This window comes from Deinococcus peraridilitoris DSM 19664 (assembly GCF_000317835.1).
In the GTDB taxonomy this organism is placed as follows: domain Bacteria; phylum Deinococcota; class Deinococci; order Deinococcales; family Deinococcaceae; genus Deinococcus_A; species Deinococcus_A peraridilitoris.
The window spans coordinates 1,166,476-1,191,933 of the sequence record NC_019793.1; the positions used below are offsets into that span (position 1 = coordinate 1,166,476).

24 protein-coding genes and 1 tRNA gene are annotated in these 25,458 nt (G+C 64.1%); 12 read left to right on the forward strand and 13 right to left on the reverse strand.

Annotated features, from left to right (window positions below; translation table 11 throughout):
- Positions 1–14: 14 nt before the first annotated feature.
- Complete coding sequence (locus DEIPE_RS05610; protein WP_015235015.1) at positions 15–413, forward strand: ACT domain-containing protein; 399 nt, start codon at positions 15–17, stop codon at positions 411–413.
- Between the two features lie 19 nt (positions 414–432).
- On the opposite strand, the gene DEIPE_RS05615 is transcribed toward DEIPE_RS05610, so the two are convergent.
- The 6 genes from DEIPE_RS05615 to pstS form a co-directional block, all read right to left on the reverse strand.
- The gene (locus tag DEIPE_RS05615) at positions 433–852 is read right to left on the reverse strand and encodes a hypothetical protein (protein WP_157448772.1); all 420 of its coding nucleotides are present in this window, start codon (positions 850–852) and stop codon (positions 433–435) included.
- Between the two features lie 108 nt (positions 853–960).
- On the reverse strand, positions 961–1,605 hold the full coding sequence (gene phoU, locus DEIPE_RS05620) for a phosphate signaling complex protein PhoU (protein WP_015235017.1): 645 nt from the start codon (positions 1,603–1,605) through the stop codon (positions 961–963).
- Positions 1,606–1,621: 16 nt separating this feature from the next.
- Positions 1,622–2,416 carry a phosphate ABC transporter ATP-binding protein PstB gene (pstB, locus tag DEIPE_RS05625; protein WP_015235018.1) on the reverse strand — a complete coding sequence of 265 codons (795 nt, stop codon included), beginning with the start codon at positions 2,414–2,416 and terminating at the stop codon, positions 1,622–1,624.
- A gap of 16 nt (positions 2,417–2,432) precedes the next feature.
- Entirely contained in the window at positions 2,433–3,302 is an 870-nt protein-coding gene (pstA, locus tag DEIPE_RS05630; protein ID WP_015235019.1) for a phosphate ABC transporter permease PstA, read from the reverse strand.
- A complete protein-coding gene (gene pstC, locus DEIPE_RS05635; protein WP_015235020.1) occupies positions 3,302–4,267 on the reverse strand; it encodes a phosphate ABC transporter permease subunit PstC in 966 nt (321 codons plus the stop codon). The genes pstA and pstC overlap by 1 nt, the downstream gene beginning before the upstream one ends.
- Positions 4,268–4,413: 146 nt before the next feature.
- Positions 4,414–5,433, reverse strand: a complete 1,020-nt coding sequence (gene pstS / locus DEIPE_RS05640) for a phosphate ABC transporter substrate-binding protein PstS (RefSeq protein ID WP_041230713.1) — start codon at positions 5,431–5,433, stop codon at positions 4,414–4,416.
- Between the two features lie 126 nt (positions 5,434–5,559).
- Here pstS and DEIPE_RS05645 point away from each other — a divergent pair, with 126 nt between their 5' ends.
- On the forward strand, positions 5,560–5,832 hold the full coding sequence (locus DEIPE_RS05645) for a hypothetical protein (RefSeq protein WP_015235022.1): 273 nt from the start codon (positions 5,560–5,562) through the stop codon (positions 5,830–5,832).
- A 396-nt stretch (positions 5,833–6,228) separates the two neighbouring features.
- Here the strand turns inward: DEIPE_RS05645 and DEIPE_RS05650 are convergent, their stop codons facing one another.
- The 3 genes from DEIPE_RS05650 to DEIPE_RS05660 all read right to left on the reverse strand — a co-directional run bounded on the left by DEIPE_RS05650 (position 6,229) and on the right by DEIPE_RS05660 (position 8,434).
- Entirely contained in the window at positions 6,229–6,687 is a 459-nt protein-coding gene (locus DEIPE_RS05650; RefSeq protein ID WP_041230714.1) for a DUF6328 family protein, read from the reverse strand.
- A 903-nt stretch (positions 6,688–7,590) separates the two neighbouring features.
- Positions 7,591–8,028: a transposase gene (locus DEIPE_RS05655; RefSeq protein ID WP_157448773.1), complete on the reverse strand. Its 438-nt coding sequence runs from the start codon at positions 8,026–8,028 to the stop codon at positions 7,591–7,593.
- A 46-nt stretch (positions 8,029–8,074) separates the two neighbouring features.
- Positions 8,075–8,434: an IS630 transposase-related protein gene (locus DEIPE_RS05660; protein WP_041230715.1), complete on the reverse strand. Its 360-nt coding sequence runs from the start codon at positions 8,432–8,434 to the stop codon at positions 8,075–8,077.
- A 177-nt stretch (positions 8,435–8,611) separates the two neighbouring features.
- Here DEIPE_RS05660 and DEIPE_RS05665 point away from each other — a divergent pair, with 177 nt between their 5' ends.
- Positions 8,612–9,013 carry a hypothetical protein gene (locus DEIPE_RS05665; RefSeq protein WP_157448774.1) on the forward strand — a complete coding sequence of 134 codons (402 nt, stop codon included), beginning with the start codon at positions 8,612–8,614 and terminating at the stop codon, positions 9,011–9,013.
- Positions 9,014–9,114: 101 nt separating this feature from the next.
- On the opposite strand, the gene DEIPE_RS23790 is transcribed toward DEIPE_RS05665, so the two are convergent.
- Entirely contained in the window at positions 9,115–9,723 is a 609-nt protein-coding gene (locus DEIPE_RS23790) for a hypothetical protein (RefSeq protein ID WP_157448775.1), read from the reverse strand.
- Between the two features lie 454 nt (positions 9,724–10,177).
- Here DEIPE_RS23790 and DEIPE_RS05675 point away from each other — a divergent pair, with 454 nt between their 5' ends.
- The 5 genes from DEIPE_RS05675 (at position 10,178) to DEIPE_RS05695 (ending at position 17,212) form a co-directional block, all read left to right on the forward strand.
- Positions 10,178–10,435: a hypothetical protein gene (locus DEIPE_RS05675; RefSeq protein WP_015235027.1), complete on the forward strand. Its 258-nt coding sequence runs from the start codon at positions 10,178–10,180 to the stop codon at positions 10,433–10,435.
- Between the two features lie 307 nt (positions 10,436–10,742).
- Positions 10,743–11,207, forward strand: coding sequence for a hypothetical protein (locus tag DEIPE_RS23800; protein WP_157448776.1), 465 nt, complete (start codon positions 10,743–10,745; stop codon positions 11,205–11,207).
- 1 nt (position 11,208) lies between these two features.
- Complete coding sequence (locus DEIPE_RS05685; RefSeq protein WP_041230718.1) at positions 11,209–13,293, forward strand: PD-(D/E)XK nuclease family protein; 2,085 nt, start codon at positions 11,209–11,211, stop codon at positions 13,291–13,293.
- The gene (locus DEIPE_RS05690) at positions 13,290–15,824 is read left to right on the forward strand and encodes a UvrD-helicase domain-containing protein (RefSeq protein WP_015235029.1); all 2,535 of its coding nucleotides are present in this window, start codon (positions 13,290–13,292) and stop codon (positions 15,822–15,824) included. The genes DEIPE_RS05685 and DEIPE_RS05690 overlap by 4 nt, the downstream gene beginning before the upstream one ends.
- 290 nt (positions 15,825–16,114) lie before the next feature.
- The gene (locus tag DEIPE_RS05695) at positions 16,115–17,212 is read left to right on the forward strand and encodes a serine hydrolase (protein WP_015235030.1); all 1,098 of its coding nucleotides are present in this window, start codon (positions 16,115–16,117) and stop codon (positions 17,210–17,212) included.
- Positions 17,213–17,284: 72 nt separating this feature from the next.
- On the opposite strand, the gene DEIPE_RS05700 is transcribed toward DEIPE_RS05695, so the two are convergent.
- Positions 17,285–18,805 carry a DUF4127 family protein gene (locus tag DEIPE_RS05700; protein ID WP_015235031.1) on the reverse strand — a complete coding sequence of 507 codons (1,521 nt, stop codon included), beginning with the start codon at positions 18,803–18,805 and terminating at the stop codon, positions 17,285–17,287.
- A gap of 198 nt (positions 18,806–19,003) precedes the next feature.
- Positions 19,004–19,711, reverse strand: a complete 708-nt coding sequence (locus DEIPE_RS05705; protein WP_157448777.1) for a hypothetical protein — start codon at positions 19,709–19,711, stop codon at positions 19,004–19,006.
- A gap of 367 nt (positions 19,712–20,078) precedes the next feature.
- On the opposite strand from DEIPE_RS05705, the gene DEIPE_RS05715 reads away from it, so the two are divergent.
- From DEIPE_RS05715 to DEIPE_RS05725, 3 genes are all read left to right on the forward strand, one after another.
- The gene (locus DEIPE_RS05715; RefSeq protein ID WP_015235033.1) at positions 20,079–21,218 is read left to right on the forward strand and encodes an MFS transporter; all 1,140 of its coding nucleotides are present in this window, start codon (positions 20,079–20,081) and stop codon (positions 21,216–21,218) included.
- Positions 21,219–21,332: 114 nt separating this feature from the next.
- Positions 21,333–22,562: an alpha/beta fold hydrolase gene (locus DEIPE_RS05720; RefSeq protein ID WP_015235034.1), complete on the forward strand. Its 1,230-nt coding sequence runs from the start codon at positions 21,333–21,335 to the stop codon at positions 22,560–22,562.
- A 429-nt stretch (positions 22,563–22,991) separates the two neighbouring features.
- A complete protein-coding gene (locus DEIPE_RS05725; protein ID WP_041231210.1) occupies positions 22,992–23,819 on the forward strand; it encodes a DODA-type extradiol aromatic ring-opening family dioxygenase in 828 nt (275 codons plus the stop codon).
- 164 nt (positions 23,820–23,983) lie between these two features.
- Here the strand turns inward: DEIPE_RS05725 and DEIPE_RS05730 are convergent.
- Positions 23,984–24,060, reverse strand: a tRNA-Pro gene (locus DEIPE_RS05730).
- Between the two features lie 122 nt (positions 24,061–24,182).
- On the opposite strand from DEIPE_RS05730, the gene DEIPE_RS05735 reads away from it, so the two are divergent.
- The gene (locus tag DEIPE_RS05735; protein WP_015235036.1) at positions 24,183–25,433 is read left to right on the forward strand and encodes an aminopeptidase; all 1,251 of its coding nucleotides are present in this window, start codon (positions 24,183–24,185) and stop codon (positions 25,431–25,433) included.
- Positions 25,434–25,458: the final 25 nt, after the last annotated feature.

The window sequence follows — 25,458 nt, forward strand, 5'->3', positions numbered from 1 at the left end:
TCTACGCTCAGGCCATGTCCCTCACCATGACCGCGCTGACCAGTGACTTTGCCGTCTGCCGCCTGAATCCGCACGATCCGCTGCCGCAGTGGGGACTCGCGGGCGAGTTTTTCAGCCTGAGCCGCTCAGGCCGGGAACTTTCACTGACCTGCGAGGCTGCGCTGGTGCCCCCAGGCGTGCGTGCCGAAGGCCCCTGGCGCGCGCTGGAGCTGGAGGGGCCATTCGATTTCGCCTTGACCGGCATTCTGGCATCCGTGCTCACACCACTCGCGCAGGCGGAAATCGGCATCTTCGCACTCTCCACCTTCGACACCGATTACGTGCTGGTACAGTCATCCCACTTCGCACACGCCGTGCGGGCGTTGCGCGCTGCCGGCCACACCGTTCATCTGCCGCCCGCCCACCCGGTCTGAAGCGGCGGCAATCGCGCGCTCAGCGCGTGCGGCAAATGAGCGCCTGATAGGACGCCGGAAACGTTTTGGGATCGGACAACAATGCGAAATAAGTCTGCTTGTTGCGGGTGAAGGTGTAGTGCTGCCAGACCTGTCTGCTCCGGACGAGCCTGACATTCCAGCCTGCCTTACGGGCTCCTGTGAGAAAGCTGGCCTGATGCTTCTTGAAATCATTGTTGCGGCCGAGCGAGTTGATGGGCTTGGACGAATCCCACTGCAGAAATTCAAAAGAACCGGGTTTGCAGCGCTGGCCGTTTTCACGTGCCCGGGCAGACACGGAGACCTTTTTGACAGTGTAGCTGGGGTCCTGCATACTCAGACGCAGCGGCGCGTCCACCCAGATTTTCAGCGAGGCCGATTGCGCGACCGCCTGGCCCTTGGGCCGGGTCAAGGGCAGCAACAGGGCCTCAGCGCTGCCCAGCAGGGTCAGCCCGAGCAACAGGCAAAGCTTCACGCCACCATTTTACCGCGTTCTGCCCGCCTGGTCGTGACCGCGCCCGTGGCCCGCTCAGCGGGTGTTGGCCAACCAGGTCTCGATCCGCTCGGCGACGTTGACCAGGTGGTCCCCGTGCCGCTCGATGCTGCGCGCCAGGCTGGTGGCGCGCAAACCGGCACCCAGCGAACGGGAATCCTCGAGCATGCGGGTCAGCGTCGAACGCTGAAACTGCTCGTAGAGTGCGTCTACCTGCTGATCCAGCCGCTGGACCTCCTGCGCAGCGGGGAGGTCACGCTCGGCAAAGGCGTACGCCAGCTTTTCGAGCATGCCGGTCAGGTGCGAAAGCAGCGGCAGCAGGTCGCCGGGATGAGACCACGCCACCTGCGCACTGAGAACCTCCAGATCGCGCGCAATATGAACCGCATAATCTCCGGCACGTTCCAGATCCGTCAGGCTCTTGAGCAGCATCATCACGAAGCGCAGATCGCCTGCGACCGGCTGGTGCCTGGCGATCAGCAAGAGCAACTCCGCTTCCAGATCGACTTCCAGCTGGTCGATTTCCAGGTCGAGCGCCTTGACGCGGTCCAGCAGATTCATCATACGCCCGGACTGCAGGGCTTCACGCAACAGGGCCAGCTGCTCGAGACCCAGGCTCTGCATTCGCAGGAACGAGGCAGTCAGGCCTAGCAGGCTGGAGTCGAACGCACTGCGGGTCATGTGATCGCCCCGCTCCTCAACCGAAGCGGCCCGTGACGTACGCCTCGGTCCGTTCGTCACTGGGACTGGTAAAGACCGCGTCGGTGGGACCACGCTCGACCATGTCACCATTCAGGAAAAAGCTGGTGGTATCGCTGACCCGAGCCGCCTGCTGCATGTTGTGCGTGACGATCATGATGGTGGTGACTTTTTTCAGGTCCCCCATCAGGTCTTCGATGCGCGCAGTCGATTGTGGATCGAGGGCGCTGGTCGGCTCGTCCATCAAGAGGATTTCCGGTTCGACGGCGAGCGCGCGCGCGATGCACAGCCGCTGCTGCTGCCCACCCGAAAGTCCGGTGGCCGGGCTGTTCAGGCGGTCCTTGACTTCATCCCACAGGGCAGCCTGGCGCAGCGAACGCTCGGCCGTCTCCAGCAGGATCCTCCGGTCACGGATTCCGGCCAGCTTGAGGCCGGACACCACGTTGTCGAGCACGCTCATGGTCGGAAAGGGATTGGGTTTCTGAAACACCATGCCCACACGGCGCCGGATGGCCACCGGGTCCACGTCGCCGTAGATGTCCTCGCCGTCGAGCAGAATCCGTCCCTCGACGCGGGCGCTCGGGGTAAGGTCGTGCATGCGGTTGATGGCGCGCAGAAAGGTCGTCTTGCCGCAGCCGGAAGGGCCGATCAGGGCGTTGACCGAGTTGGGCAGGACTTCCATGCTGACGTTCTTCACGGCGCGATTGCTGCCGTAGTAGATGCTCACGTCCTGCACACTGAGCACGGACGCACCGGTCGGGGCACCCTGGATTCTTTCCTGATTCATGGTCATCGGAAATCAACTCTCCTTAAAAGCGGCGACGGGTAGCCCAGCGGGCCAGCAGGGTCGTCACGAAAATCAGCAGCACCAGCACCAACGCGGCGGCGTTGGCCAGACGGTGCCACTCTTCGTACGGGCTCACGACATACGTGAAAATCGCCAGCGGCAACGCCGACACCGGTTGCAGCGGGTCGACACTGAGACGCGGATTGCCAAAGGCAGTGAACAGCAGGGGCGCCGCTTCACCGGCCACGCGCGCGACGGCCAGCATCACGCCCGTAATGATTCCACCCGTCGCCGACGGCAGCACAATCGACCACGTCACGCGCCATTGCGGCAACCCGAGGCTCATGCCGGCCTCGCGCACGCTGAGCGGGACCAGCTTCAGCACTTCCTCGGTGGTGCGCACGACGATGGGAATCATCAGCAGGCCCAGCGCGATGCCGCCCGAGAGGGCGCTGAACTGGCGCATGGCGATCACCACCAGACCGTACGCCACCAGACCCATCACGATGGCCGGCACGCCCGACAGCACGTCGCTCACGAGGCGCACGGTGGGAACGAGCGGATGGCGCGGAAACTCTGCCAGGAAAATGCCGCCTGCCACGCCGATGATCACCCCGATCACCGAGGCGATGGCCAGCAGCAGCAACGTGCCGACGATGGCGTTGCGCAATCCGCCGCCCGCTTCTCCCACGGGCACCGGGTCCTGGGTAAAGAAGTCCAGGTTGATGGCCTGAATCCCGTTCGAGATCAGATACCACAGGATGGCAAACAGCGGAATCAGGATCACCAGGGTCGCCAGACCGATCAAACCGGCCGCGATGATGTTCTTGACCTGGCGTGCGCGGCGGTTGCGCGACAGATCGAGTGAAGCTCGCCGTTGGGCCAGGGCCATCAGTGGGTGCCTTTCGGAGTCAGACGCGCGATGATCAGGCGCGCCAGGTAGTTGATGATGACGCTGATCGCAAAGAGCAGCAGGCCCACCTCGATCAAGCTGGAAAGGTGCAGGTCCTCGACGGCCTCGGTGAACTCGTTGGCGATCACCGACGACATGGTCGCCGTGGAGTCCCAGATGCTTCCGGGCAACGACGGGGTGTTGCCGATCACCATGGTCACGGCCATGGTTTCCCCCAGGGCGCGTCCCAGCGACAGAATCACCCCACCGAAGATGCCAGCGCGCGCGAAGGGCAGGATCGCGCCGCGAATCACTTCCCATTTGGTGGCGCCCAGCGCATACATCGCTTCCCGCTGATCAGCAGGCACCAGCCGGATCACGTCACGCGACACCGACGCGGTGTAGGGAATCACCATCACCGCCAGAATCAGGCTGGCGGTCATCAGACCAAATCCTGTGGGTGCCGACGGCACCAGCCATTTGAGCAGCGGATTCTGCACGATCCACGGCTGATAGAAAATCCACAGTTCGGCGCTGCGGACCATGGGCACCAGCACGAACACGGCCCATAATCCGTAGATGACGCTGGGAATCGCCGCCAGCAGCTCGACCAGGTAACTGACCGGCTCGGCAATCCAGCGGGGAGCGTACTCGGTCACGAAGATGGCCCCGCCGATGGCGAGCGGTACGGCGATGATCAGGGCAATGACGCTCGTGAGAATCGTCCCGACGATGAAGTTCAACGCGCCGAAGCGCCCGGTCACCGGGTTCCACACGACGTCCACCAGAAAGCGCCAACCAAACTCCCGAATGGACAGCAAACTCGACGAAGCCAGTTCGTAGACCGAAATGGCGAAGATGGCCACGATGGTCAGGGCCAGACCGAGCACCAGCGCGCGATAAGTTCCGTCGCCACGCGAGGAAACGCTTTTCTTGTTGGGACGGACGGGAGTGATTTTGGTCATGCGAAAGCACACCTCCGCGGTGTCCTGAACAGTTCACCCTGGTTGTGTCATGGAAACGTCAGCTGAGGCTGACAGCACCCTGAGAGCGTTGTCAGCGACAACAAACAAGCCGGGTGATTGCTCACCCGGCCCACCACCCGACTTGTTTATTTGAGTGCTTTGCCGTCGTAGGTGATCGAAGCGATGATCGCCTTGGCACGCGTCGCGGCGTTGCCGGGCAGACCGGCGTAATCGAGTGGCTCGGCGTACTTCTGGCCGTCGGTGACCATCCAGCCCAGCATCTTCTTGAGGGCCGAGGCCTGCGCTTCAGTACGGTTGCCGTACTTCTGGTCGGCGTACACCAGCACCCAGGTGAAGCTGGAGATCGGGTATCCCTTGGCAGAGTTCACGAGGCTGACGCGCGTATCGGCAGGCACGACCTTGGAGCCCGCCGCTTCGGTGACGGTCTTGGGGCTCGCCACCACGAACTGTCCTGCTTTGTTCTGCACGGCCCCGTACGCGATCTTGTTCTGCAGGGCGTAGACCAGTTCGTTGTAACCGATGGCACCCGGAGTGCTCTTCACGATGCCCGCCACACCTTCGTTGCCCTTACCGCCGATACCGACGGGCCACTGCACGGTGGTCGCGGTACCGACCTTGCTCTTCCACTCGCTGCTGACGCTCGAGAGGTAATCCACCCACACGAAGGTGGTGCCGCTGCCGTCACTGCGACGCACGACCGTGATGGGCAGCGGGGGCAGGGTGACGCCGGCGTTGAGCTTGGTGATGGCAGGGTCATTCCAGGTCCTGATCTTGCCGAGGTAGATGTCGGCCAGCACCTTGCCCGTGAACTTGAGCTGGGTGTTCACACCGGGCAGGTTGTAGGTCGGCACGACTGCACCGAGTGTGATCGGGATGTGCAGAATCTTGCCAGAGGCCTTCTTGAGATCCTCGTCGTTCATCGGGCCGTCGGTGGCGCCAAAGTCCACCGTGCGCTCCAGAATCTGGCGCTGTCCGCCGCCCGAGCCGATCGACTGGTAGTTCACGTCGTCGCTGCTGATTTTGTTCCACTCATTAAACATCTTCGAGTAGAGCGGGTAAGGGAAGGTAGCGCCCGCACCCGTGAGGTTTACCGCGAACGCCGTGCTGGTCACGGCGGTCAGTCCCAGAGCAAGAATCTTCTTCATCGCCGTCATGTTGGCGCGCTTGTGTCAAGGAAAGGTCAGCCCGGGAAAGTGCTTCCTCTGCCAGCTTTCAGGCAGTCACTGCTCTGCTGTCAGGCCACTGTAAGTCAGACTTCGCTACGTTAAGGTATGACGCACAATATCGAGGAACTGAACAAGGAGTGGCGCGGCCGGTACGTAGCCTATACAGACGCGCTGTTGCTGCGCGGTCTGGACGCCTGTGGCGTGTGGTTCGACTGGCGAAACGAGGACGGTCAGCTACGCTTTGTCTCCATCGGAGCAGACGGTGAACTGCTCGTTGCACGTCCCCTGTGGCGTGGTGCTCCGCCCGCAGGGGTGGTGGGCGAGGTGCTGCGTAAGACTGGGCATGCGCTTTCGCTCGACGAGGTGCTGGCAGGCTGAGCGGGCACAGACCGCGGGAATACGGTCGTTTAGCCTGCCCGAGTCTGGGTTGGGTCGGGGCTGCAGTCCGTACACATTTACCGTTCTACGCGAGGCGCAGTGGCTCATTGAGATGCAGGCCGAGGAACTGCAGCAGCTCCGCGCAACACTGCGTGAGTACGCGAATGCGAACGAGGCCGTCTCCAAGGCGGAGCTGGCCCGCTCAAACGACTGCCGGGAGAATGAGCGGTGTATTTTCGCGGGCAACTGATGCAGGCGCGCAAGGAGGCTCAGGAGTGGATTAGGGTGGCAGAGCGTGCTGTGCTGAACGCCGCTCAAGAGAGGTTATTGCCCAGAGGATGAAATGGAACGCTGCCAGACCTTTATCACAGCTGCAATGTCAGGGAACGGCTGGGATCACGACTCGTCCCCACGGCGACGGCCCCACACCCAAGGCAGCACCCACCACATGCTGATCAGCAGGGCAGCCATCAACCCGGTCACCCACCACGACCAGGGTTCGCCCAGCACCATGAACATCACCAGGTGCGTCGCGAGAATCCAAGCAAGAGACAATGGCACCAGCCCGATCACCAGCATGCGAGTCTCGAAACCCTTGAAGTCCTCGCGTGCACGAACAGGCCACATCAGCCGGTGGTGCACCGCGGGCGAACTGAAAAACACCAGGCTGGTCAGTGAGCACACGAAAGTGGCGACGTACGCCCACTTCTCCTGGAGGATCAGGTCACTGAAGGCCGCGCTGAACGGGAGCACGACCAGGAAAGCGGTGAGTACCTGTGCGCCCGCGAGCAGCACACGCGTCTCCTGGAGTAGGTCGTCAAATGCAGCTTCATTGTGTCGAGCTTCGCTTCGCATGGCAGCCTCTACTTTACCGTTGAGACGTTTAATAACGACTTTCGCAGCATTATTCCAGTCCTCTAGAGCGTTTGTCATATTGATTGATGGGGTAAGGCGTGAGAGAACCAGCCGAGAATGTCAGCTGGCGTGACGGCGGCAAGAGCTTTGCCCAGAGCAGCGATGACCGCATCAGCAGATCTGGCAGCCCAGCCCCTGAGCAAAGCTTTGAGCTTGGAGAACAGCATCTCAATCAGGTTGAAGTCCGGACTGTAGGGGGCAGGTAGATCAGCTGACAGCCCCTGGCCTCGATCAAATGGCGAATGTTTTCCCGCTTAGAGCGTTTGTCCATTCCACCCTTGGAGGAAGACACTCCATCAATGCCATTGTCTTGGGCAGAACGGACGCCCATGAGGACGCCTGCCCGCGTCTTGGGCAGAACGGACGCCCATGAGGACGCCTGCCCGCGTCTTGGGCAGAACGGACGCCCATGAGGACGCCTGCCCGCGTCTTGGGCAGAACGGACTCGCATGAGCAAGCCTGGCCGCTTGGGCAGAACGGACGCCCTTATGGACGCCTGCCCGCGTCTTGGGCAGAACGGACGCCCTTATGGACGCCTGCCCGCGTCTTGGGCAGAACGGACGCCCATGAGGACGCCTGCCCGCGTCTTGGGCAGAACGGACTCGCATGAGCAAGCCTGGCCGCTTGGGCAGAACGGACGCCCTTATGGACGCCTGCCCGCGTCTTGGGCAGAACGGACGCCCTTATGGACGCCTGCCCGCGTCTTGGGCAGAACGGACGCCCTTATGGACGCCTGCCCGCGTCTTGGGCAGAACGGACGCCCTTATGGACGCCTGCCCGCGTCTTGGGCAGAACGGACGCCCTTATGGACGCCTGCCCGCGTCTTGGGCAGAACGGACGCCCTTATGGACGCCTGCCCGCTTCCAAACGCTCCTGGTCAAGGTCACTCGCTCCCCGCGCTGACAGCGTGCCCAAAAGCGGTTTCGGGCACTGCGCGCTCTCCGCTCGGTCAAAAACATGGATCAAAAACCGATCCATGTCTTTGACAACCGCTTTATGGGAAGCCAGGTTATCCATCAACCCCGTCTGTCCTGGCTGCAAGGTGGGGCACAGCACTTCACGAACGTAGGTCTCGAAGACTTGAGCGTTCACGGCACCCTCGATCACCAGTTCCGCCTGAGGGCCGGACAGACTCAAGGCACACAGCAAGGTCAGATTCTTCTCGTGATTCCTGGGTACCTGAGCATCAGCACGCTCACCACGAGGAGCACGAGCATAACGGCGCGTCATGGCGCTATTGAAGCCACTTTCGTCCAGACACACCAGCTCGCTCAGCTTCAAGCCAGCGATAGCCTCAAGAAAGCTCTGCCGCTCGACTTCCTGCTGTTCACACGCGCGGACGGCCTTTTTTTCTGGTGACCCCAAGCCGCTCCAGCATGCGGTCCATGGTCTTGAAGCTCACCCGCACCCCGGTCTGCGCGAACCATAAGTCCGCATGCTCCTGCAAGGTTCGGTCGGGATGCTGTTCCACCTGCTGCCGGAGCAGGTCGTGTTGCTCTGGCTTCATCAGGTGGGGTTTGCCCGGTGAGGTACGACCTGCGAGCGACTGACCCCGACGGTGCGCATAGAGGTAGCGCCACACCGTTGCTTCTGCAACTCCGAACACCGCCGCGACCTGCGCGGCACGTTGTCCTGCTTCGTGCGCCGCCACGATCCGCTCCCGCAAGTCCAACGAGTACCCTCGCATCCCTCAATCATAACGACAAACGCTCTAAGGAGAGGTATCCGACATCCTTGGGGTAGACGCTGGCCCCGCGATGTACGCTCAGTCATGCGTACATCGCTATTGCTCATAGCGCTACTAGCAGGAGTGCCCCTCGTTGGATGCGCAGGCCCCCCGCAACCTCTCAAAGTCAGCAGTGGAATGCCTTTCTACGGCAGTTACACTGGAACAGCTACACCTGTCACCGGCCTAGAACGTGCATCGCTGCCAATGACAATCACCAGCACAGCGGCCTACGAAAACGCCCAGCACTACCGTTTCAACGGAACGCTGATCCTCGAGGACCAGATTTACTCTTTCACTGGTACCGCCACCGCGCAGGGCGGGATATTTTTCAAACCACAAGCAAGTTTCCACTACGGCGATATCGGGTGGCAAGCGAATATTCAGCAGGCGAATTCGCAGGTCGGGACGATGTCCGGCAAAAACAAAATTGGTACAGCCGGTATGGAGGGCCTGAACGGTTCACTTACCGTGAATGGGACCAGCTACACCTTGCGGGCACACCTCACTCAAGTTGCCCCAGAAATGAAGTCTCCATAGAATTTTCCCAAGCAACGCGCTAATTAGTTCAAACATCAAACAAAGGTGGACCGGCAGTTTACCGGGTCTACCTTTGTTTCCGCGTAGATTTGGGCTTTAGCCTATTGCTCGCTGTAGATTGCTCGCGAATTGATACCCGTCACGTCGAAAGAGAAAGGCTGATTCGTGGCCGAGATCCCGAAGAAACGTAAGTCGGTGCTTCGGGAAACACTTCCCTTTTTGTCGATTGCGACTTGGGCCAGTCCACCCGCAAAGTTAATGTTCAGCGCGCCTGTTGGTGCACCGTTGGCCATGGTGCTGTCTTTGTCGAGGTTGAGGTCACAAGACTGGGTTCCACCGCTAACACGTGCACAAGCATATCCACTCGCAACATATGTGTTCATGCCTGTTTCCCGGCGGGGAGGGGTGGTCGCCATGTTCACACCATCGACCACATCCCGGATAATCTCGTAGCCGAGGATATAAGCTGCTTGTGACCCTGGACGCGCGTTGAACACGAAGCTGACCGTTCCTGCCGGACCAATCGTGTACTTTGTACCCGTGATATTGCCCTGAGGGTCCTTTTGCACTTGTCCTTGGACGGTCACGCTGCTACTTGCGTCTGACATGGTAGCGCCGACCAAAACCTGTGGCCCTAAAGAGGTCATTCCGCACGCGCTAAGAAGGGCGGAAATGGTGACTGCACCAACGACCAAGTTTATCTTTCTCATCCCTTTAAGAATAAGGCCTACAGAGCGCAGCCAAGTGAAAATTAGCGGACGCGGCCCGGGTCTTCCACCCTATAAGGCCGAGACCAGCCAGAGGAGCCGCCCCGATGCGCGGCTCCTCTGGCTAAGGCGGTCTTCGGTTCTATGGTTTCCGGCACGCCTCGCGTGTCAGCCCGGCTAGCACGTCGATTCACAACGCCAGGGCCCGCACTTTATTGAATCACGCCCGGGTACTTGATGTGCAGGACGTGCACTTCTCTGCAGGGTTCCTCGACCCTCGACGTGCATCAGTCGCGCCGCTAGCCACTCCTCCGTGTCATGCAGCGTCACGGGATACCAGCGGTGTACCAGCGGGAGGCTGCATCCCGCTTCAGGCTGACAGTCGCCCGATCGCCTGGATGAAAGAATGCGCCGATTCTGCTCTATCCGAAATTTACAAAGGCGTTTACTATAAGTCATGAAGCGTCCCCGGCTCGTCTCGATCCGCTACGCCCCGACACGTGACCTGAGCGAGCGCGTTCAGGCCGAACAGCACCTCGTCGAGTCCATCCAGACGGCGCTCGGTGAGGATGTGCAGGTGCTTTTCGAGGAAATCAGCGACGACGAGTACTGGAAACGCACGCGCGTCCGCATCACCGGTCCATGGGCACAACCGCGCAATGTCGTGTTTGCCGCCGTCAGTCTGTGTCTCGGTGAAGTCGTGGAGGCCGCCTGACGTGTGCGGACGCGTGAACGGGAACTTCCACCCCACCTACTTCCGGAGCATGTTCGGGATGCTGCTTTCCCCGGAGTGGCCTGGCGCGTCCGCCAAAGCAGGCGGTTACGTCACCATCGTCACATAACATCGCTGGGTAATATTTCTCGGAGGTCAAATTCACCCAGCCGTGGTCGGCTCGTCAACGCTCTAACCCGTGTCGGAAGCTGAATCATTACACTGAAGCATCATTCGCGAGGAGCTTCCCATACAGCGTCGTACGGCCCACCTCACCACTGCCGCTCCGGAACGCGTGGGAGGAACGCTGGTGGCCCTCAACCGCCGAGCGGCAGCCCGGTATGGTGGTGTGGCTCGGCCCCTGTCGGGCATCGCCCGTGAACACCTCGCCACCCAGCAGCTCGAAGTCGCTTCACCCGTCCTGGCCCACCGCCTCCTCAGCCAGGCAGTGAGAGAGGAACTCAATCCCGCTCATCCCGTGGCAACCGCGAGGTCGTACGGAGCCGCGGTTCGTGAACTGCTCCGTGTTCAAGCGGACCTCGCGACACTCACGGCGGACCAGGCGGCTCAGGTACGACGTGTGGCGCGCGTCACCCGCCAGTACCGTCGTCTTTTGCGGGAACGCGGGTTGGTGGATGGCGCGGAAGTCCTCGCGGTCGCCGCGCACACCATTGCGCCGCTCGGCCGCCTCACCCTACTCGGGTACGTGCGTCTCACCCAGGACGAACTGCAGCTTCTCGACGCCCTCGCCGGAGACTGCAGGAGACTGCAGTGAGGTGTACCTGCCCTGGACGGCGCACAGCCTGTTCGACGACAATGAGCGGGCCGCCGCCTGGCTTGAGCGGCGCGGCTGGACGGTGGAGCGTGCTCAGTTCGAGCAGGGCGGGCCAGGGCGGGCGCTCCTCGGGCGGGGGGCGTGTGAACCTGGCGTTCGTGTCCGGGCGTGCGGGCAGATGGAAGACGAGGTCCGGGCGGCGCTGGCGGACATCAAACGACTGCAGGCTCAAGGCGCTGAGGTGCAGGACATCGCGTTTGTCGTGGCCGATGACGCGGCGTGGGGACCGCTCGTGCAGGCGGTGGCGTGGGAGTACGGCGTGCCCGTGGAAGTCACGGCATCCCAACCCCTCTCCGAAACGAGCATCGGCTCCTGGCTGAAGCGCGCACTGGACGTCGTGCAAGCAGGAGCGACGTTCGAGAGGGCGGCGCACTTGCTGGGTCACCCGCTCGACCAGGGCCTGGAAGGAGGCGCCTGGCAGACGGTACGCCGAGCACGGCCAGATTCCCTGGAAGCCTGGCGTGACGTGGGGGTGAACCTCGAAGGCTTCGTCTGGCCGGAGCAGAACAGCCGCGCTCTTTGGGTGTCACACCTGACGTCCTTGCTCCTTGAACGTGACGTGACGCGACGCGCCACCGAAAGGAGCTCCCTAGACGCTGCGGCGGTGCGGGCCCTTCATACGGAACTCCGGGTGCTTGCAGATCCGCCCGAGGAACGTCTCTCCCTTGAAGCGTTCGTCGATGAACTACACATGCTGCTCGCGCTGCTCGCCGTGGCACCTGAAGCGAGCGGCAACGCGATCGAGCTTCTCACGCCGTACGCCCTCGTGGGCGCCGCCGTTCCGCACGTAGTGGTCCTGGGCCTGGCGGAAGGTGTCTGGCCTCCCCCACTGCAGGACGATCCACGGCTCGATTTCGCGGATCGCCTGCGTCTGCGGGCCGCAGGATTTCCACTGGAAGTCCCCGGCAGCCTGGCTCGCCGGGAGATGCTGTCGTTCTGGTCGCTGCTGAACACCGCGCAGATCAGCCTGACGCTCAGCTACGGCCGTCTGACGGCCACGGGAGGAGAAGCGCTGCCCAGCGCTTACCTCACCCGCCTGGGAGCAGCGATCGAGGCCTACGACCCCAAGACTGCCTGCAGTCACGAGAAACTGCGCCGCTCGCAACTGCAGCACGATGCCACAGATGACGTCCTTTCTCACGCCCGGCACGCGCACGAAGTGGAACGCCGCCGGGAAGCTGAAGCCACCTTCGATGAGTACGACGGCCTCACCGCCCTGTCAGTGGATCACCGCTCACACGTCTTTTCTGCCGGGCAGCTCCGCACGCTCGGCACCTGCACCTTCCGCTGGTGGCTGTCGTACCTCCTCGGGCTGGAAGTCCAGGACGACGAGGATGAATCTCTCGGTCTGGGGCAGCTGCAGCACACGATCCTGCGCACCCTCGCCGGGTGCGCTCAAAAACGCCCGGATCAGGACTCCCGCAGCGTGATGCTCTCCGCGCTCGACGACGCCTTCCAGCAGGCCGAAAGAGAACTGGGCTGGCCGCAGACGCCCGAGTGGCAGCGGCAACGACCCGAGGTGCGCGCCCGACTTGAGAAGCTCATTCAGGCACCCGCGTTCCTCGCGCCGAACGCCACCATCCTCGACGCGGAAGTGCCCTTCGAAAGCAGCTGGCAGGGTTTCCGGGTGCGCGGCCAGGTGGACCGCATCGACCGCCTGGGAGACAAGCTGGTCGTGATTGATTACAAAAACGGCAAAAGCAAGCCCTGGGGCGTGCAGGACACCGACCGCAAACTCACCCTCGACTTGCAGCTTCCGGTGTACCTGCAGGCGGCCCTGCCGGCCCTGCACCCAGACCAACGTGCGGGCGGCGCACACTACCTGTCGATCAAATCCGCCGAAGTGGTCGCGCGCGTGTCCCTCAACGAAACCGCCTTCGAAGCGTTCGCGACTCGCGCCCGCACTGCCCTGCAGGATGGTGCGTTCGTGCCGAGTCCGGACGCGCAGGGCAAAGCCTGCACCCGCTGCCCCTTCCCGCCCGTGTGCCGCGCCGGACCGCGCCTCGAGCGCAAGACCGCCCCGTGACCCTCACGAACCAGCAGGCCCGCGCCGCCGCCGCAGATGGCAGCGTCGCGGTCGTGGCCGGAGCGGGCAGCGGCAAGACGCACATGCTGGTCGCACGCTTCCTGCACCACCTGGACGCGCACGGCCTGACACCCCTGCAGATCGTCGCCGTCACCTTCACCGAAAAAGCCGCCGTGGAGTTGCGCGCCCGCGTGCGGCGCGCCGTGCAGCTGGCCCGACCGGACGACTTCGACACCCTCGCCGAACTCGACGCGGCGCAGATCAGCACCATTCACGCCTTGTGCGCCCGCATCCTGCGCGACCACCCGGAAGCCGCGGGTATCCTGCCGGGCGCCCGCATCCTGGACGAGCAGCAGACGCAACTCTGGCTGGCCGGGCAGTACGGTCAGGCCCTCGCGTCCCTTCCCGAGCGGGTCTTTCAACGCATCCCGTACTCCCGCATGTCACACCTGCTCGGTGCGCTCCTTGCCGATCCCATTGCCGCCGAACGCGCCTTCCAGGTCAGCAGCGAGCACTGGGCCACCTGGGCGGCGCAAGCGCAAACCCGAGCGGTCAGGAAGCTCACCGGGAGCGTGGCCTGGCAGAACACCCTTGATGTCCTGCGTGCTTTCACCGGAGCGGACCACGACCGCATCGAAAGCGCCCGCCGGGAAGCGATTCAGCACGCCACCGCGCTTCCCGGAGACCCAACCAGCCACGCGGCCGGTCTGCTGGACGTGAAACTCACCGGGGGAAGCGCGAAAAACTGGCCGGACGGCGGCCTCAGCGAGGTCAAGGATGCCGTGAAGACCCTTCGCAAGCTCACCGAGGACGCCTTGAAGGAAGGGCTTACCCTCACGCTCGGTCCCAGCGACACCTGGCTGGAAGCCGCCCTGCCCGACCTGCGGGAAGCCTTCGAGCTGGTCCGCGCGTTTCTCGCCGAACGCAAGCGACGCGAGGGCCTGCTGGATTACGCTGACCTGGAAGTCTACGCACTGCACGCCCTGCGCGACCCCGACGTGCGCGCGCACTACGCCCGCCGCTGGCGGGCCTTCCTCCTGGATGAATTCCAGGACACCAACCCCATTCAGGACGAGATCCTGCGTTTGCTGCGTGGCGACGCCCGCACCACCATCGTCGGGGATGAAAAGCAAAGCATTTACGGCTTCCGGCGCGCGGACGTCCGCCTCTTTCGCCTCGTTCGCCAGGACATCGCCGAGGGTGGTGGCGAGGAAGTGCAGCTCGACCTGAGCTTCCGCACGCACCGGGCCCTGGTGGAGCAGAGCAACGCGATCTTCGCGCCCTTGCTGGGTGACCTGCACGCTCCATTGCAGGCCGCCCGTGAAGCAGCCCACGCGCCGGGCTCCTGCGTCGAAGCGTACCTGGTGCAGGCAGACGCCACGAGCACCCAACTCAGGCGCGCCGAAGGCACCTTCATTGCCCGCCGCATTCAGGAACTGCTCGGCGGCGGTTTCCTCATTCAGGGCGAGGACGGTCCCCGCCCGGTCCGCCGCGGTGACATTGCGGTGCTCTCCAGAACCTGGGGCCCACTTGAGGGATACGGCGCAGCGCTGAATGCCGCCGGAATTCCGGTCGTGCAGGCCGGCGGGGGTTCCCTGCTCGAAACGCGCCAAGCCCTCGACGCCCTCGGTCTCCTCACCGCCGTCGCGCTGCACGACCCACTTGCCATCATTGGTACGCTCCGCTCCCCGTTCTGCGCGGTGAGTGACCGCACGTTGCAGGAACTGCATCTCGCGCGTGAAGACCGCTCCTGGCTGGACGTGCTCGACCTCAGCGAAGACCCAGCCGTGCAGCGCGCCCGGCAGCTGCTGCGCACCCTGCAAAGCGAACGACGCGCCCTGTCGCTCAGCCGTCTGCTGCAACTCGCCGACCGCCTCACCGGGTACACTGCCGTCCTCGCCAACCTCTGGAATGCCGAGCGACGCCTCGCGGACTGGCGTGGCACGCTCGACTTCATCCGCAGCTTGGAGCGCGGCGAAGAAGACGTGTTTCCGGTGGTCCGCCGCTTGGGCGAACTGGTGAGCGCCGACCTGCACGTGCCCCGCCCAGTCCTTGAAGCCGGTGACGCGGTGACGCTGCTGACCATGCACGGCGCGAAAGGCCTGGAGTGGCCTGTCGTGATCGTCGCCGACCTGGGCTGGACCCCTCCTAGCAGCTCGAACGGAGTGCTGTTCTCTCCGGAGTACGGTGTGGCCTGCCGCGAAGGCGCCGAGGAGGCTGAGCCACCCGTCGTCTTCGCGGTCATGAACGCTTCACGCGCGGAGCGGGAAGACGCCGAAGCCCGCCGCCTGCTGTACGTCGCGCTGACGCGCGCCCGTGACCACCTGATTCTCACGGCGTCTGGAAATTCCAGCCACAGCCTGCTGGCCTTGCTGGAACCCGGCCTCGGCAGCGCCGGCGTGTCCATCACGCCCGTCATTCCCGAAGAAGGTGACCTGGGTCTCGCCTCCCTGGGGCGCCTGCCGACTCCCGCGGCTCCGCGGGAGGTGCTGATCCACCGGGAGGAAGCGAAGATAAAAAGCGGGCTGTAGCGGACGTGAACCGAACGGCGTAGCCCCTTCTGCGCAGATGGGCGCAGGTGACGCTGCCTGGCGCCGGATACACTCCTTGCGAGGTAATTTCTGTGACGAACACAATTCGACTGACCGAACAACAGGCCAGCAGCCCACGGCAACTCAGCCGGTATCAGAGCGGTCGTCACGATGACAACCCTCGCTTCTGAACGCGAGGACAACCGAGCGCTGCCGACCGTCCTCATTCAGGTTTCTTCCCGTGTGCGGTGAAACAGCAGGATCGTGCCGACCGCCTTAAGCTGAACGGCATGAAGGTCACCTCGCGCCCGTTCGTCTTCGCCGGCAGTGTGGCGCTCGCGAGCCTGGCCGCCACTGCCAGCGCCGCGCCGGAAAGGTTGGCGCCGACGTGTGGTCCTGCCGTGCTCGCGCCCGCACCGCCCATAGCATTGCCGCCAGTCGTGACAGGTCAGGTGAGCTTTTACGCCGCCGAGTACGACCGGCAAGGGCGTCCGCAGGAGCGCGCGTACGCGCTCAGCGCCCACACGCTGCGTCCGCTTGCCAGCATTTACAAACCCGTGCTGGTGTGGGCCGCACTGCGTGACGTAGACGCCCGGCGCCTGCAGCTCCGGCAGCGCTTCACCACAACGGCGGCCAATCGCAGCATCGAGGCGTTCTCACCCGGTACGAACACCTTGCGCTTCCTGCTGGACCGAACGATCCGGAACAGTGAAAACACCGCGTCCGACATCGTGCATCTCGCCGTTGGTCCACAGCGTGTCGCGGCCCTCACGGCCAACTCCAGCAACTGCACCAGCGTCTTGCTGACGACCAAGGCGTTCTGGTCGGCACAGGCGGGGATGTTGCCCGCCTTGGTGATCAGCACCGACCGGGACGCCTCGCTGCGGTCTGCGGAGCGGTACTTTACGCTCGCGCCCGCGGACCGCGTGGCCTTTGCCGGGCAGCTGGTGCACGCCAGCCGGCAGGTGAACGCAGGCGCGTTGCTCGATCGCCTGGACGGGTACTTCAAGGGCCCGCGGTATGACGCGCGCCTGGACACTTACTGGCAGAACACCAGCACCGCAAAGGCGTACACAGACCTGATGGCGACGATGTTCGTGGCGGGTGGCCTGCAACCAGAAACACGCCGGGTGTTTCGCGATGTGATGGCGCAGGGGTGCTGCCGCCCTGTCCGTGCACCCTTCACCTACTCGTACTGGGGCGCCAAGGCAGGCAGCGGCTGGCGCCTGTTGACCTTGACCGGGTACCTGGAGCGGCCGGACGGGCGCATCCTGGCCTACACGTACCTGAACCACGAAAGCGACACGCTCGACGCGGAGCGGATGGAGCAACAGATTCCCGCGGTCATGACCTGGATCGCCAAGGTGCTGGCGCTGCACCAGTCGTGACGCCCCACCTCCGTGACAGCACGGCTGGAGCCCAGGGGCGGGAGTCAGGGTGGGCCGGTGTCCACCACACGCTCAGGGCTTTTCGTCCGCTTCGGGATGGAAGGTGAGTTCGGCTTCCCATTCGAAGGCGCGTGCCCAGGGCAGGCGGGTACGGGCGACTTCGTAGCGGCCTTCGGGAAAATGCAGCTGCACTTCGTCACGTGCAATCTCGTACAGGCGGCGTTGCGCGCGCAGCGAGCCGAGCTCCTTAGGGCTGAACTCGCGCTGCAGCTGGTCACGGACCTTGCTGCTGAACAGCACGTCGTTCGCGTATTCGTACGCCAGCAGGTCACGGGCAGCCTCACGGTCGAGGTTGGCTTCGAGGGTCATCTTCGCGTGCGCGAGGGCAGTCCCGACGTTGTTGCCCGGCGTACCCCAGGCGCCCAGGGCGTGCAGGCGCGCAATGACACCCGCGTCACGCAGATGCTGCCAGAGGGGCGCGGTGGCCGTGTTCACCTGCAGCAGGTCCGCCACGGCCAGGGGACGCCCGGCGAGGCGAGCGATCTCGCGCGCGGCGAGCGCGGGGTCGCCCGCGTTGAATACGAACAAGGTCAGGTCGGCCTGGCCTTCGGTGAGGATAAAGCCGTTCGCGCGGGCGTGCGCGGCAACCGTGTCCTCCAGCGGGACGCCGTCAAAGCCGATCGTCTCCCGCGCGTCGCGCGCGTCGGCATACACGACCCGCAGGGTTTTTTCGCCTGGCGCGATGGCACGTACGGCGAGGCTGGCGAGCACCTCGTCTGCACCCGGGTACATCAGGACATTGGGGGGCACGATGGCCTGCAGTGCCGCCGCTTCCACCAGGGCGGGTGAGCCTTCGTGCGCGTCGTCCCAGGTCACGCGCAGTTCCTGAAACACGCCTTCCCGGGCCCAGCGCACCATCTCCAGGATCACGGCGTAATTGCGTTCACGGTACTGGGCGTCTTTGGCGCGCGGCAGGGTGATGCTGGCGTACACCGGCCTGGCAGTTTTCGTGCGCCACTCACGTACGACCTTCAGGTTCTCTACGGCCTCCTCGACCGCTATGGAGCTGCTGCGTGACTGCACCAGCCCTCCGTAGGCCAGCGCGTCAAGTGATACGACGAGCACGTCCGCGGCTTGAGAAGCGCTGGGCGCGCGGGGGGGTGGGGGCGTAGGCTGCCAGGGCACCGATCGCGCGGTGCGCGGGCGGGACCGTGTGAGGGTGCTGGAGCGCGCGCGCCACGGTCGGACCCGCGGTGTGGCCGGTCGGGGGTGCGCGGTCGTCACGGGGGCTCTGGCAACCGGAGCCGGGACTGGGACCGGGCGGGGAGCGTACCCGCCCTGCTCACGGATCCAGGCCCGCAGTGCCGCCTGATCCGCACCGTGCTCCGCCGTGCCGAGCAGCGACACGTCGGGCGTGCGGACGTGCACGCCGGTCAGTTGTGCGATCTTCACGGGCAGCACGCGCGTTGCGGGACGTGAATCGAGGGGAACGAGCGCGAGACGCTCAACCGGGGCGGCGAGCGCACCACCGAACGCTCCGAGCACGATGAGCAGGGCAAGACGTACGGGGTGGGCGAAGCGGAATGCGAACAAGGAAGCCTCCGGAGTCCAGGAATTGGCGAGCGGCCACGCAAAGCTTAACGAAGCGTCCTGGAGAGCGTGTGAACGGACCCTTATGGTTCCCGGCCGCTCCGCTGAAGTTCCTGCCGGCTCAGGCCTCCAGGAACCCGTTGAGCGCTGCAGGGTCTGTCAGCCGGGCAGCAACGGCAGCCGTTGCTGCCCGGCTGGGACTCAGAGCAGATTCGAGCCGTCACCCATCACGACAGGAACGTACCCGCTGACCAGGGCAAAACGGTTGAGGTAGCGCCCGTTGTTGAGCTTGAACGTTCCGCCTTTCACGGCGACGATCTCGACGATGTCGCCGCTGTGTCTCGCCTGCCAGCGCGCTCCCTCCAGCATGCAGGAAGCGAGCAGGCCGGACACGCTTGCCTCGGCCAGGTCAGGGCAGGTTTCACGGAGCACGTAGGCGTCCTGCCGGGTTGCTCCCAGGAGGCGTTTATCGTACCCGTTGCTGTTTTTTCCCGTCGCATTTCCGGTGCTCGCGCGTCCTTCGAGCACTTCCACGGTGAGCGCCGCTCCGATCAGCAAGTCAAGCGCCAGGGGAGCGTAGCGGTTGAACTGGTTCGTTCGGGTGGCGTCGTATGTCGCCGCTTGACGGGCAAGGAGCAATTCTGCGGGGGTCAGCCTCAGGAGTAAGGACCGGTCCACGCCGGTGTCGCTGCGGGGTGCCCTCAGGTGGGCCGTCAGACGCTCCGGCTTCCAGGTGGCGCCCAGCATGGCTTTCAGCACCGGGTGGGCACTGCTGGGCATACCAGTCGGGCGGGTCAGCAGGACCGCTGTTGGTATGGGCTTCAAGGCCAGAATGGCGTACCCGTTTATTGGCCGTAAAGTCGATTCATCGGCGGTTACGAAGGATGGGTCGGCCATGGTGGAGGTCACGAGTGGGCGTGTATGGCTTTGATCCGGTTCATTGCGGTGGTTGCCGAGACTAGCATGGTGGTGGTCCGGACAGGTGAGCGCGGCGCAAGTGAATTGCCCGCAGCTGGGATGCGGCCTCGGGCACCAAGTGCGTTGTCAGGTCAGTCCAACTGTTGCTTTTTACCGGTCTGCAGGGGCTTTTCATGGGAAAATAAACAGGAATCGCCAATCTAGCGTGGCGTGCGGCGTGCCCTTCAGCGGTGACGTCGTGGGTAAGGTCAGCACGGATGGCCGAGGCCCGAAACCGGGAGGTGCTTGAACCGCCCGTTCTCCAGAGCGACCATTGCGGTTCCGTGCCCCGCGGGCGCTCGTCGGAACGCCGGGCCTTATGCAACTGAATTTTCGTTTACCCCTGACAGTGCTGTCAGGGCTGTCGCTCTTGCTTGGCGTACTGGACGCCTCGGCAGGCGTCGCGTACCTGACGCTCCTCGCTCAGCATCAGCTCAGTACCCTCAGCCTGGCTCAGGCTTCCCTGTGGGGAACCGCAGCGGCTTTACCGCTGTTGTGGTGGGGAGCGCGGCATGCGGCGCGCGGTGGGCGGGCCTTCCCGCTCGCGGTGCCCGGGCTGATCGTGACCTTGCTGGCTTTCCTGCTGTTTCGGGCGCCCAGCGGGGCGTTGCTGCTCGTGACCGTGGCGCTGCTCGCGACCGTCGCGCCACAGCTCGAAGCGAACATCAGCGCCCGGGTCGCTGTGCTGGAGAAGTCAGGCCGTGCCTTACAGGGCCAGGTGCACGCGGCGTTCGCGCTGGGTGCGATTGTTGGTGCGCTGATGACCGGATTTGCCGTCGAGCATCAGTTCCTGCCGGTTGTGGCCTTCATCGTGAGTGGTGGCGCGCTGGTGTGTTCGCTGCTCGGCTGCACCCTGAAGTCACCTGCGCGCGGTGTGACGCCTCAGGCACGCATTCCCCGCACGCCCCGCGCGACGGTGGCGTTGCTGGTCGTCACGGCAGTCGGGGCGTATTTCGTGGAGAGCCTGGTCGAAGCCTGGGGTGCGTGGCGGTTGGTTGAACGGTTCGCCTTGAGCGCTGCCCAGGCGGGAGTGGCCCTCGGTGGTTATTACGCGGTGTTCGCTTTGGGTGCGCTGGGCAGCGCCTGGCTGCTGCGCACGTTCTCACCGCAAGTGTTGCTGCGCACGCTGGCGGTGGTGGCAGCTGGTGGGGCCTTGCTGTTCGTGTGCAGTTCCAGCGTATGGCTGAGCGTGCTGGGCTTGTGGTCGTTGGGATTCGGGGCGGCCGGGCTCTTTCCGACCCTGCTCACCTGGACGGCACGTCTGGGGATGGGAGCAGGCGCGACCCTGCTGGCGACCATGTGTGCCTACGCGGGGAAATTGCTCGAGCCGCTCTCGGTCAGCCTGCTGGGCGTGCAAGGCGCATTGGTGCTGGTGCCTGCGGTGCTCCTGCTGGTGGGCGCGCTGACCGTGCGCTTTCCCCTGATCCATCCGGTCGTGGCGCCCGCCGCGGGAGACTGAGCGCAGGAACACTGCGAAGGCTCAACAGATTTTTCCTTCCGCGCCCAGCTGCCACGTCGGCAGCTGGGCTTGCAGGCGTGAACGCCACGGCCGGCCCCGGTCGATACTGGGGTCATGTCCTCGTCCTACCGTACGCCCGGTCTGATCATCACAGATCATGAATTCCAGCTTCCCCTCGATCACACTGACCCGCACAGTCGGAGCATCACGGTGTTCGCGCGGGAGGTCGCGCGGCCTGACGGGCAGGAGCGGCCATTTCTGGTGTTTTTCCAGGGTGGGCCGGGTTTCGAGGCGCCCCGACCCCTCACAGCGCAGCAGCCCGCGTGGCTGCCGCGCGCTTTGCAGGACTTCCGGGTGTTGCTGCTGGACCAGCGGGGCACAGGCCGGTCTTCTCCGATCGGGCTGCTTTCCGGCATGACACCGGCAGAGCAGGCCGCGTACCTGCGGCATTTCCGGGCGGACTCGATCGTGCGTGACGCGGAAGCCATCCGGCAGGCACTCGGGGTGGAACGCTGGAGTGTGCTGGGGCAGAGTTTCGGTGGGTTCTGCGTCACGACGTACCTGTCCAGCGCACCCGAGGGCTTGAGGGAGGCGTTCATCACCGGGGGCCTACCGGCGCTGGGACATCATCCGGATGAGGTGTACCACGCGACCTATGCGCGCGTACTGGAACGCAACAAACGGTTTTACGAGCGCTACCCGCAAAACCGGCAGCGCGTGACCGAACTCCTGACGTACCTGGAAGGAGAGGATGTCCGGCTGCCCGGCGGGGACCGCTTGACCGCCCGACGCTTCCGGCAGCTCGGTCATCTGCTGGGCATGAGCGACGGGCTGGAGAGACTGCATTACCTGCTGGAATCGCCTTTCACATCCCCGGCGTTTCTGTATGACGTGCAGAGCGCGTTGTCTTTCGGACGCAATCCGGTGTACGCGGTGCTGCATGAAGCCTGCTGGGCGGACGCCTGTATTTCAGGCTGGTCCGCCCAGCGCGTGATGCCGGAGGCGTTTGCAGCGCCGGAAATGCTGACAGGTGAGATGGTGTTTCCGTGGATGTTCGAGGAGTACGCGGCGCTGCGACCGTTGCGTGATGCGGCCGAGTTACTGGCACGTGAACCGTGGGGTGCGCTGTACGACGCAACGCGCCTGCGGAAGAACTCAGTGCCGCTTGCGGCGGCGGTGTACGCGGAGGACATGTACGTCGAACGGTCTTTTTCCGAGGAGACGGCCGCGCTGATTGGGGGTGCGCGGGTGTGGCTCACGAACGAGTACGAACACGACGGCTTGCGCGTGGATGGGGAGCGCGTGCTGGGCCGGTTGATCGATCTGACCCGCGGAGGGGTATGAAGCAAGACACTCGCTGAGCGGGCGCCGGTCAGCGTCACCGTGCGCTGCAGTCGGCTGTGCTTCTGGAACTCATAAGCCTGAGCGCGGATTCTGCCTGGTTTTGGTGACCAGACGCGTCGGCGAAATGCGCACTCGACTCCCTCGGAATATCCATGTGCGAGCAGAAGTCAAGTGCGTCAACCCGCCGGTTTGCCGGACAGGTGGGTAGCCAGGCAAGCACGCCGCGCAAAACGCCCATAAGCCCATCACTTTCGCCAAGGCTACCCGCCCAGAGGTGAAACTGGGCAGGGCTGGCATGGCCATGCACCCTTTTGGCAGTGATGGTCAATGTCCAGTTCGAACACGGCTCCGGCTCGGCACACCTCTGCGCAAGTCCCACCTGCCAGCCCTCTTTTCCGGCTGGCATTTATGAAATGCTGGATTTACCTGATGAACCCCTTCGTCTTTGCCTGCATCACCCCGCACGGCTCGGAAATCCTCGAAGCACTTTCGGACGACGCTTCTCTCATGGCCCGAACGCGGCGCAGCATGAACTCCTTGGGCCACGCCATGCACCAGTCCGCCCCTCAAGTCATCGTTGTCCTCACGCCGCACGGCACCCGGGCCGAAGGGCAGTTCGCCATTGCCAATCCGGAACGTCTGCGGGGCACGGTCGAGCATCACGACCACGCCGTGGTCATGGAACGCCTGGTGGACCGCGATCTCGCGCGGGATATTGCTCAGACGGCTCTTGCAGACGAAGTCCCGACCGCCCTGCTGAATTACGCGACGAGTGAAGGTCCGCTGTCGTGCATGCCGCTCGACTGGGGTGCCATTATTCCCCTCGCCTTCATGCCCGAAGTGCCCGTCGTGGTGATCAATCCACCACGCGCTTTTGAGTTCACGCCACACCTGCGTTTCGGTGCCTCGCTCGCCCGGGCCGCCGCGCAGTGCGGGAAACGCGTCGGTCTGATCGCCAGTTGCGACTGGTCACACACGCACGCGGAAACGGGACCGTACGGCTTTCACGAAGCCGCGGTGAAACTCGATACTCAGGTGGTGGCGTGCATCGAGAGCGGCAATTTCGAAGCGCTCGCGGCCTTCGAGCCTCGGTTGATCGAGGACGCCAAACCCGACGGCCTCTGGCAGACGCTGGTGCTCGCGGGAGCCATTCCACCCCACGTCCGGCGGGTCGAGGTTCTGTCGTATGAAGTGCCCACGTACTTCGGAATGATCTGCGCAGCCGTCCACGCCCCCAAACCCGACGTTCAGCCATAAAACCGGAGCAGCGACCGCCTTGCGGTCGCTGCTCCGGTTTTTCGTGACCGCGAGCGGATGGTACCGATCGCACGGGCATAATGCGCTCCTGCACAGGGGGCAACCCCAGGACCGATGACGTTGGGGTAAAAAAGAAGAAGCCCCTCCAGGAGGGACTTCTTTGCTGGTCGAGGCGGCGAGATTCGAACTCACGACCCCTACCACCCCAAGGTAGTGCGCTACCAGGCTGCGCTACGCCTCGATGCCTTGGCCTGTCGAGTCTGACGACGCCGACGGTTCCGTGCCCAGCACAAGGGAATATAGCGGACCGTTCCCGATACGGTCAAGCGCGCGCCGTGACGAAGGCGACGAACAAGGCACGGTATGCTGACGCGCATGACCAACCTAACGTTTGATCAGAAGCTGGCGAATTACGCCGATCTTGCCGTACGCGTGGGTGCGGGGCTGCAGCCCGGCCAGCGGCTGCTGGTCCAGTCTCCCGTGGAGACCGCTCCCCTGGCACGCGCCATCGTGCGCAAAGCCTACGAGGCGGGCGCCAGTTTTGCTGACGTGCGCTGGGATGATGACGATGTGGTCCTGGCGCGCTTCTCGGGAGCGCCTGACTCAACGTTTGAGCAGCTCAGCCAGTGGCGGGTGGATGCCGAGCTGGAGGTTGCCAAGGCCGGTGGCGCGGTCATCAGCATTCGCGCCACGGACCCCAACCTGCTCGCGACCGTGCCGCCGGAGCGGGTTGCGACCTACCAGCGCGCCCTGTCGACCTACCGCAAGCCTTACACCAGCATGGTGATGACCAACCAGCTGAACTGGAACCTGGTCTCGGCGCCCATTCCTGCCTGGGCCGCGCGCATGTTTCCGGGCTCCTCGCCCGAGGACGCCGTGCGTCAGCAGTGGGACGCCATTTTTGCCGCGACACGTGCCGATCAGGAAAATCCGGTCGAACTGTGGCGCGCGCACAACGCGAGCCTGCGTCAGCGCAAGGAGCTGCTCACGCAAAAGCAGTATCGGGCGCTGCACTTCAGCGGTGGTGACACCGACCTGACGGTCGGCCTCGCCGACGATCACGTGTGGGGTGGGGGCAGCTCGCTCACGCCGGGGGGCATCGAGTTCACGGCGAACATTCCGACCGAGGAAGTCTGGACCGCGCCGCACCGCGAACGGGTGGACGGCGTGGTGGTGAGCACCAAGCCACTCTCGTACAGCGGCGTGCTGATCGACGGCATCCGCATCCGCTTCGAGGGTGGGCGGGTGGTCGAGGCCACCGCAGAGAGTGGCCAGGACGTACTGTGCAGCCTGATCGACACCGACGAGGGTTCACACCGTCTGGGTGAGGTGGCCCTGGTGCCGCACTCCTCGCCAATTTCGCGCTCGGGGCTGTTTTTCTACAACACCCTCTATGACGAGAACGCCGCGTCTCACATTGCGATCGGCAGCGCTTACCGCTTCAACGTGCAGGGTGGCGAGGGCATGACGACCGAGCAGTTCGCGGCCAAGGGCGGCAACGAGAGCCTCACACACGTCGACTGGATGATCGGCAGCGCCGAGATGAATGTCGACGGCATCACCCAGGATGGACGGCGTGAAGCTGTGATGCGCGCAGGCGAGTTCGTTCTGTAGGCCACACTGTCCTCATTCGGCGCGC

Coding starts and splice junctions, on each gene's coding strand:
- pstS (WP_041230713.1), bottom strand. CDS start 5,433: ATGAAGAAGATTCTTGCTCTGGGACTGACCGCCGTGACCAGCACGGCG.
- DEIPE_RS05660 (WP_041230715.1), bottom strand. CDS start 8,434: ATGCGAGGGTACTCGTTGGACTTGCGGGAGCGGATCGTGGCGGCGCAC.
- pstA (WP_015235019.1), bottom strand. CDS start 3,302: ATGGCCCTGGCCCAACGGCGAGCTTCACTCGATCTGTCGCGCAACCGC.
- DEIPE_RS23790 (WP_157448775.1), bottom strand. CDS start 9,723: ATGAGAAAGATAAACTTGGTCGTTGGTGCAGTCACCATTTCCGCCCTT.
- pstB (WP_015235018.1), bottom strand. CDS start 2,416: ATGACCATGAATCAGGAAAGAATCCAGGGTGCCCCGACCGGTGCGTCC.
- DEIPE_RS05650 (WP_041230714.1), bottom strand. CDS start 6,687: ATGCGAAGCGAAGCTCGACACAATGAAGCTGCATTTGACGACCTACTC.
- DEIPE_RS05610 (WP_015235015.1), top strand. CDS start 15: ATGTCCCTCACCATGACCGCGCTGACCAGTGACTTTGCCGTCTGCCGC.
- DEIPE_RS05675 (WP_015235027.1), top strand. CDS start 10,178: ATGAAGCGTCCCCGGCTCGTCTCGATCCGCTACGCCCCGACACGTGAC.
- phoU (WP_015235017.1), bottom strand. CDS start 1,605: ATGACCCGCAGTGCGTTCGACTCCAGCCTGCTAGGCCTGACTGCCTCG.
- DEIPE_RS05715 (WP_015235033.1), top strand. CDS start 20,079: ATGCAACTGAATTTTCGTTTACCCCTGACAGTGCTGTCAGGGCTGTCG.
- DEIPE_RS05720 (WP_015235034.1), top strand. CDS start 21,333: ATGTCCTCGTCCTACCGTACGCCCGGTCTGATCATCACAGATCATGAA.
- DEIPE_RS05645 (WP_015235022.1), top strand. CDS start 5,560: ATGACGCACAATATCGAGGAACTGAACAAGGAGTGGCGCGGCCGGTAC.
- DEIPE_RS05695 (WP_015235030.1), top strand. CDS start 16,115: ATGAAGGTCACCTCGCGCCCGTTCGTCTTCGCCGGCAGTGTGGCGCTC.
- DEIPE_RS05665 (WP_157448774.1), top strand. CDS start 8,612: ATGCCTTTCTACGGCAGTTACACTGGAACAGCTACACCTGTCACCGGC.
- pstC (WP_015235020.1), bottom strand. CDS start 4,267: ATGACCAAAATCACTCCCGTCCGTCCCAACAAGAAAAGCGTTTCCTCG.
- DEIPE_RS05725 (WP_041231210.1), top strand. CDS start 22,992: ATGAACCCCTTCGTCTTTGCCTGCATCACCCCGCACGGCTCGGAAATC.
- DEIPE_RS05735 (WP_015235036.1), top strand. CDS start 24,183: ATGCTGACGCGCATGACCAACCTAACGTTTGATCAGAAGCTGGCGAAT.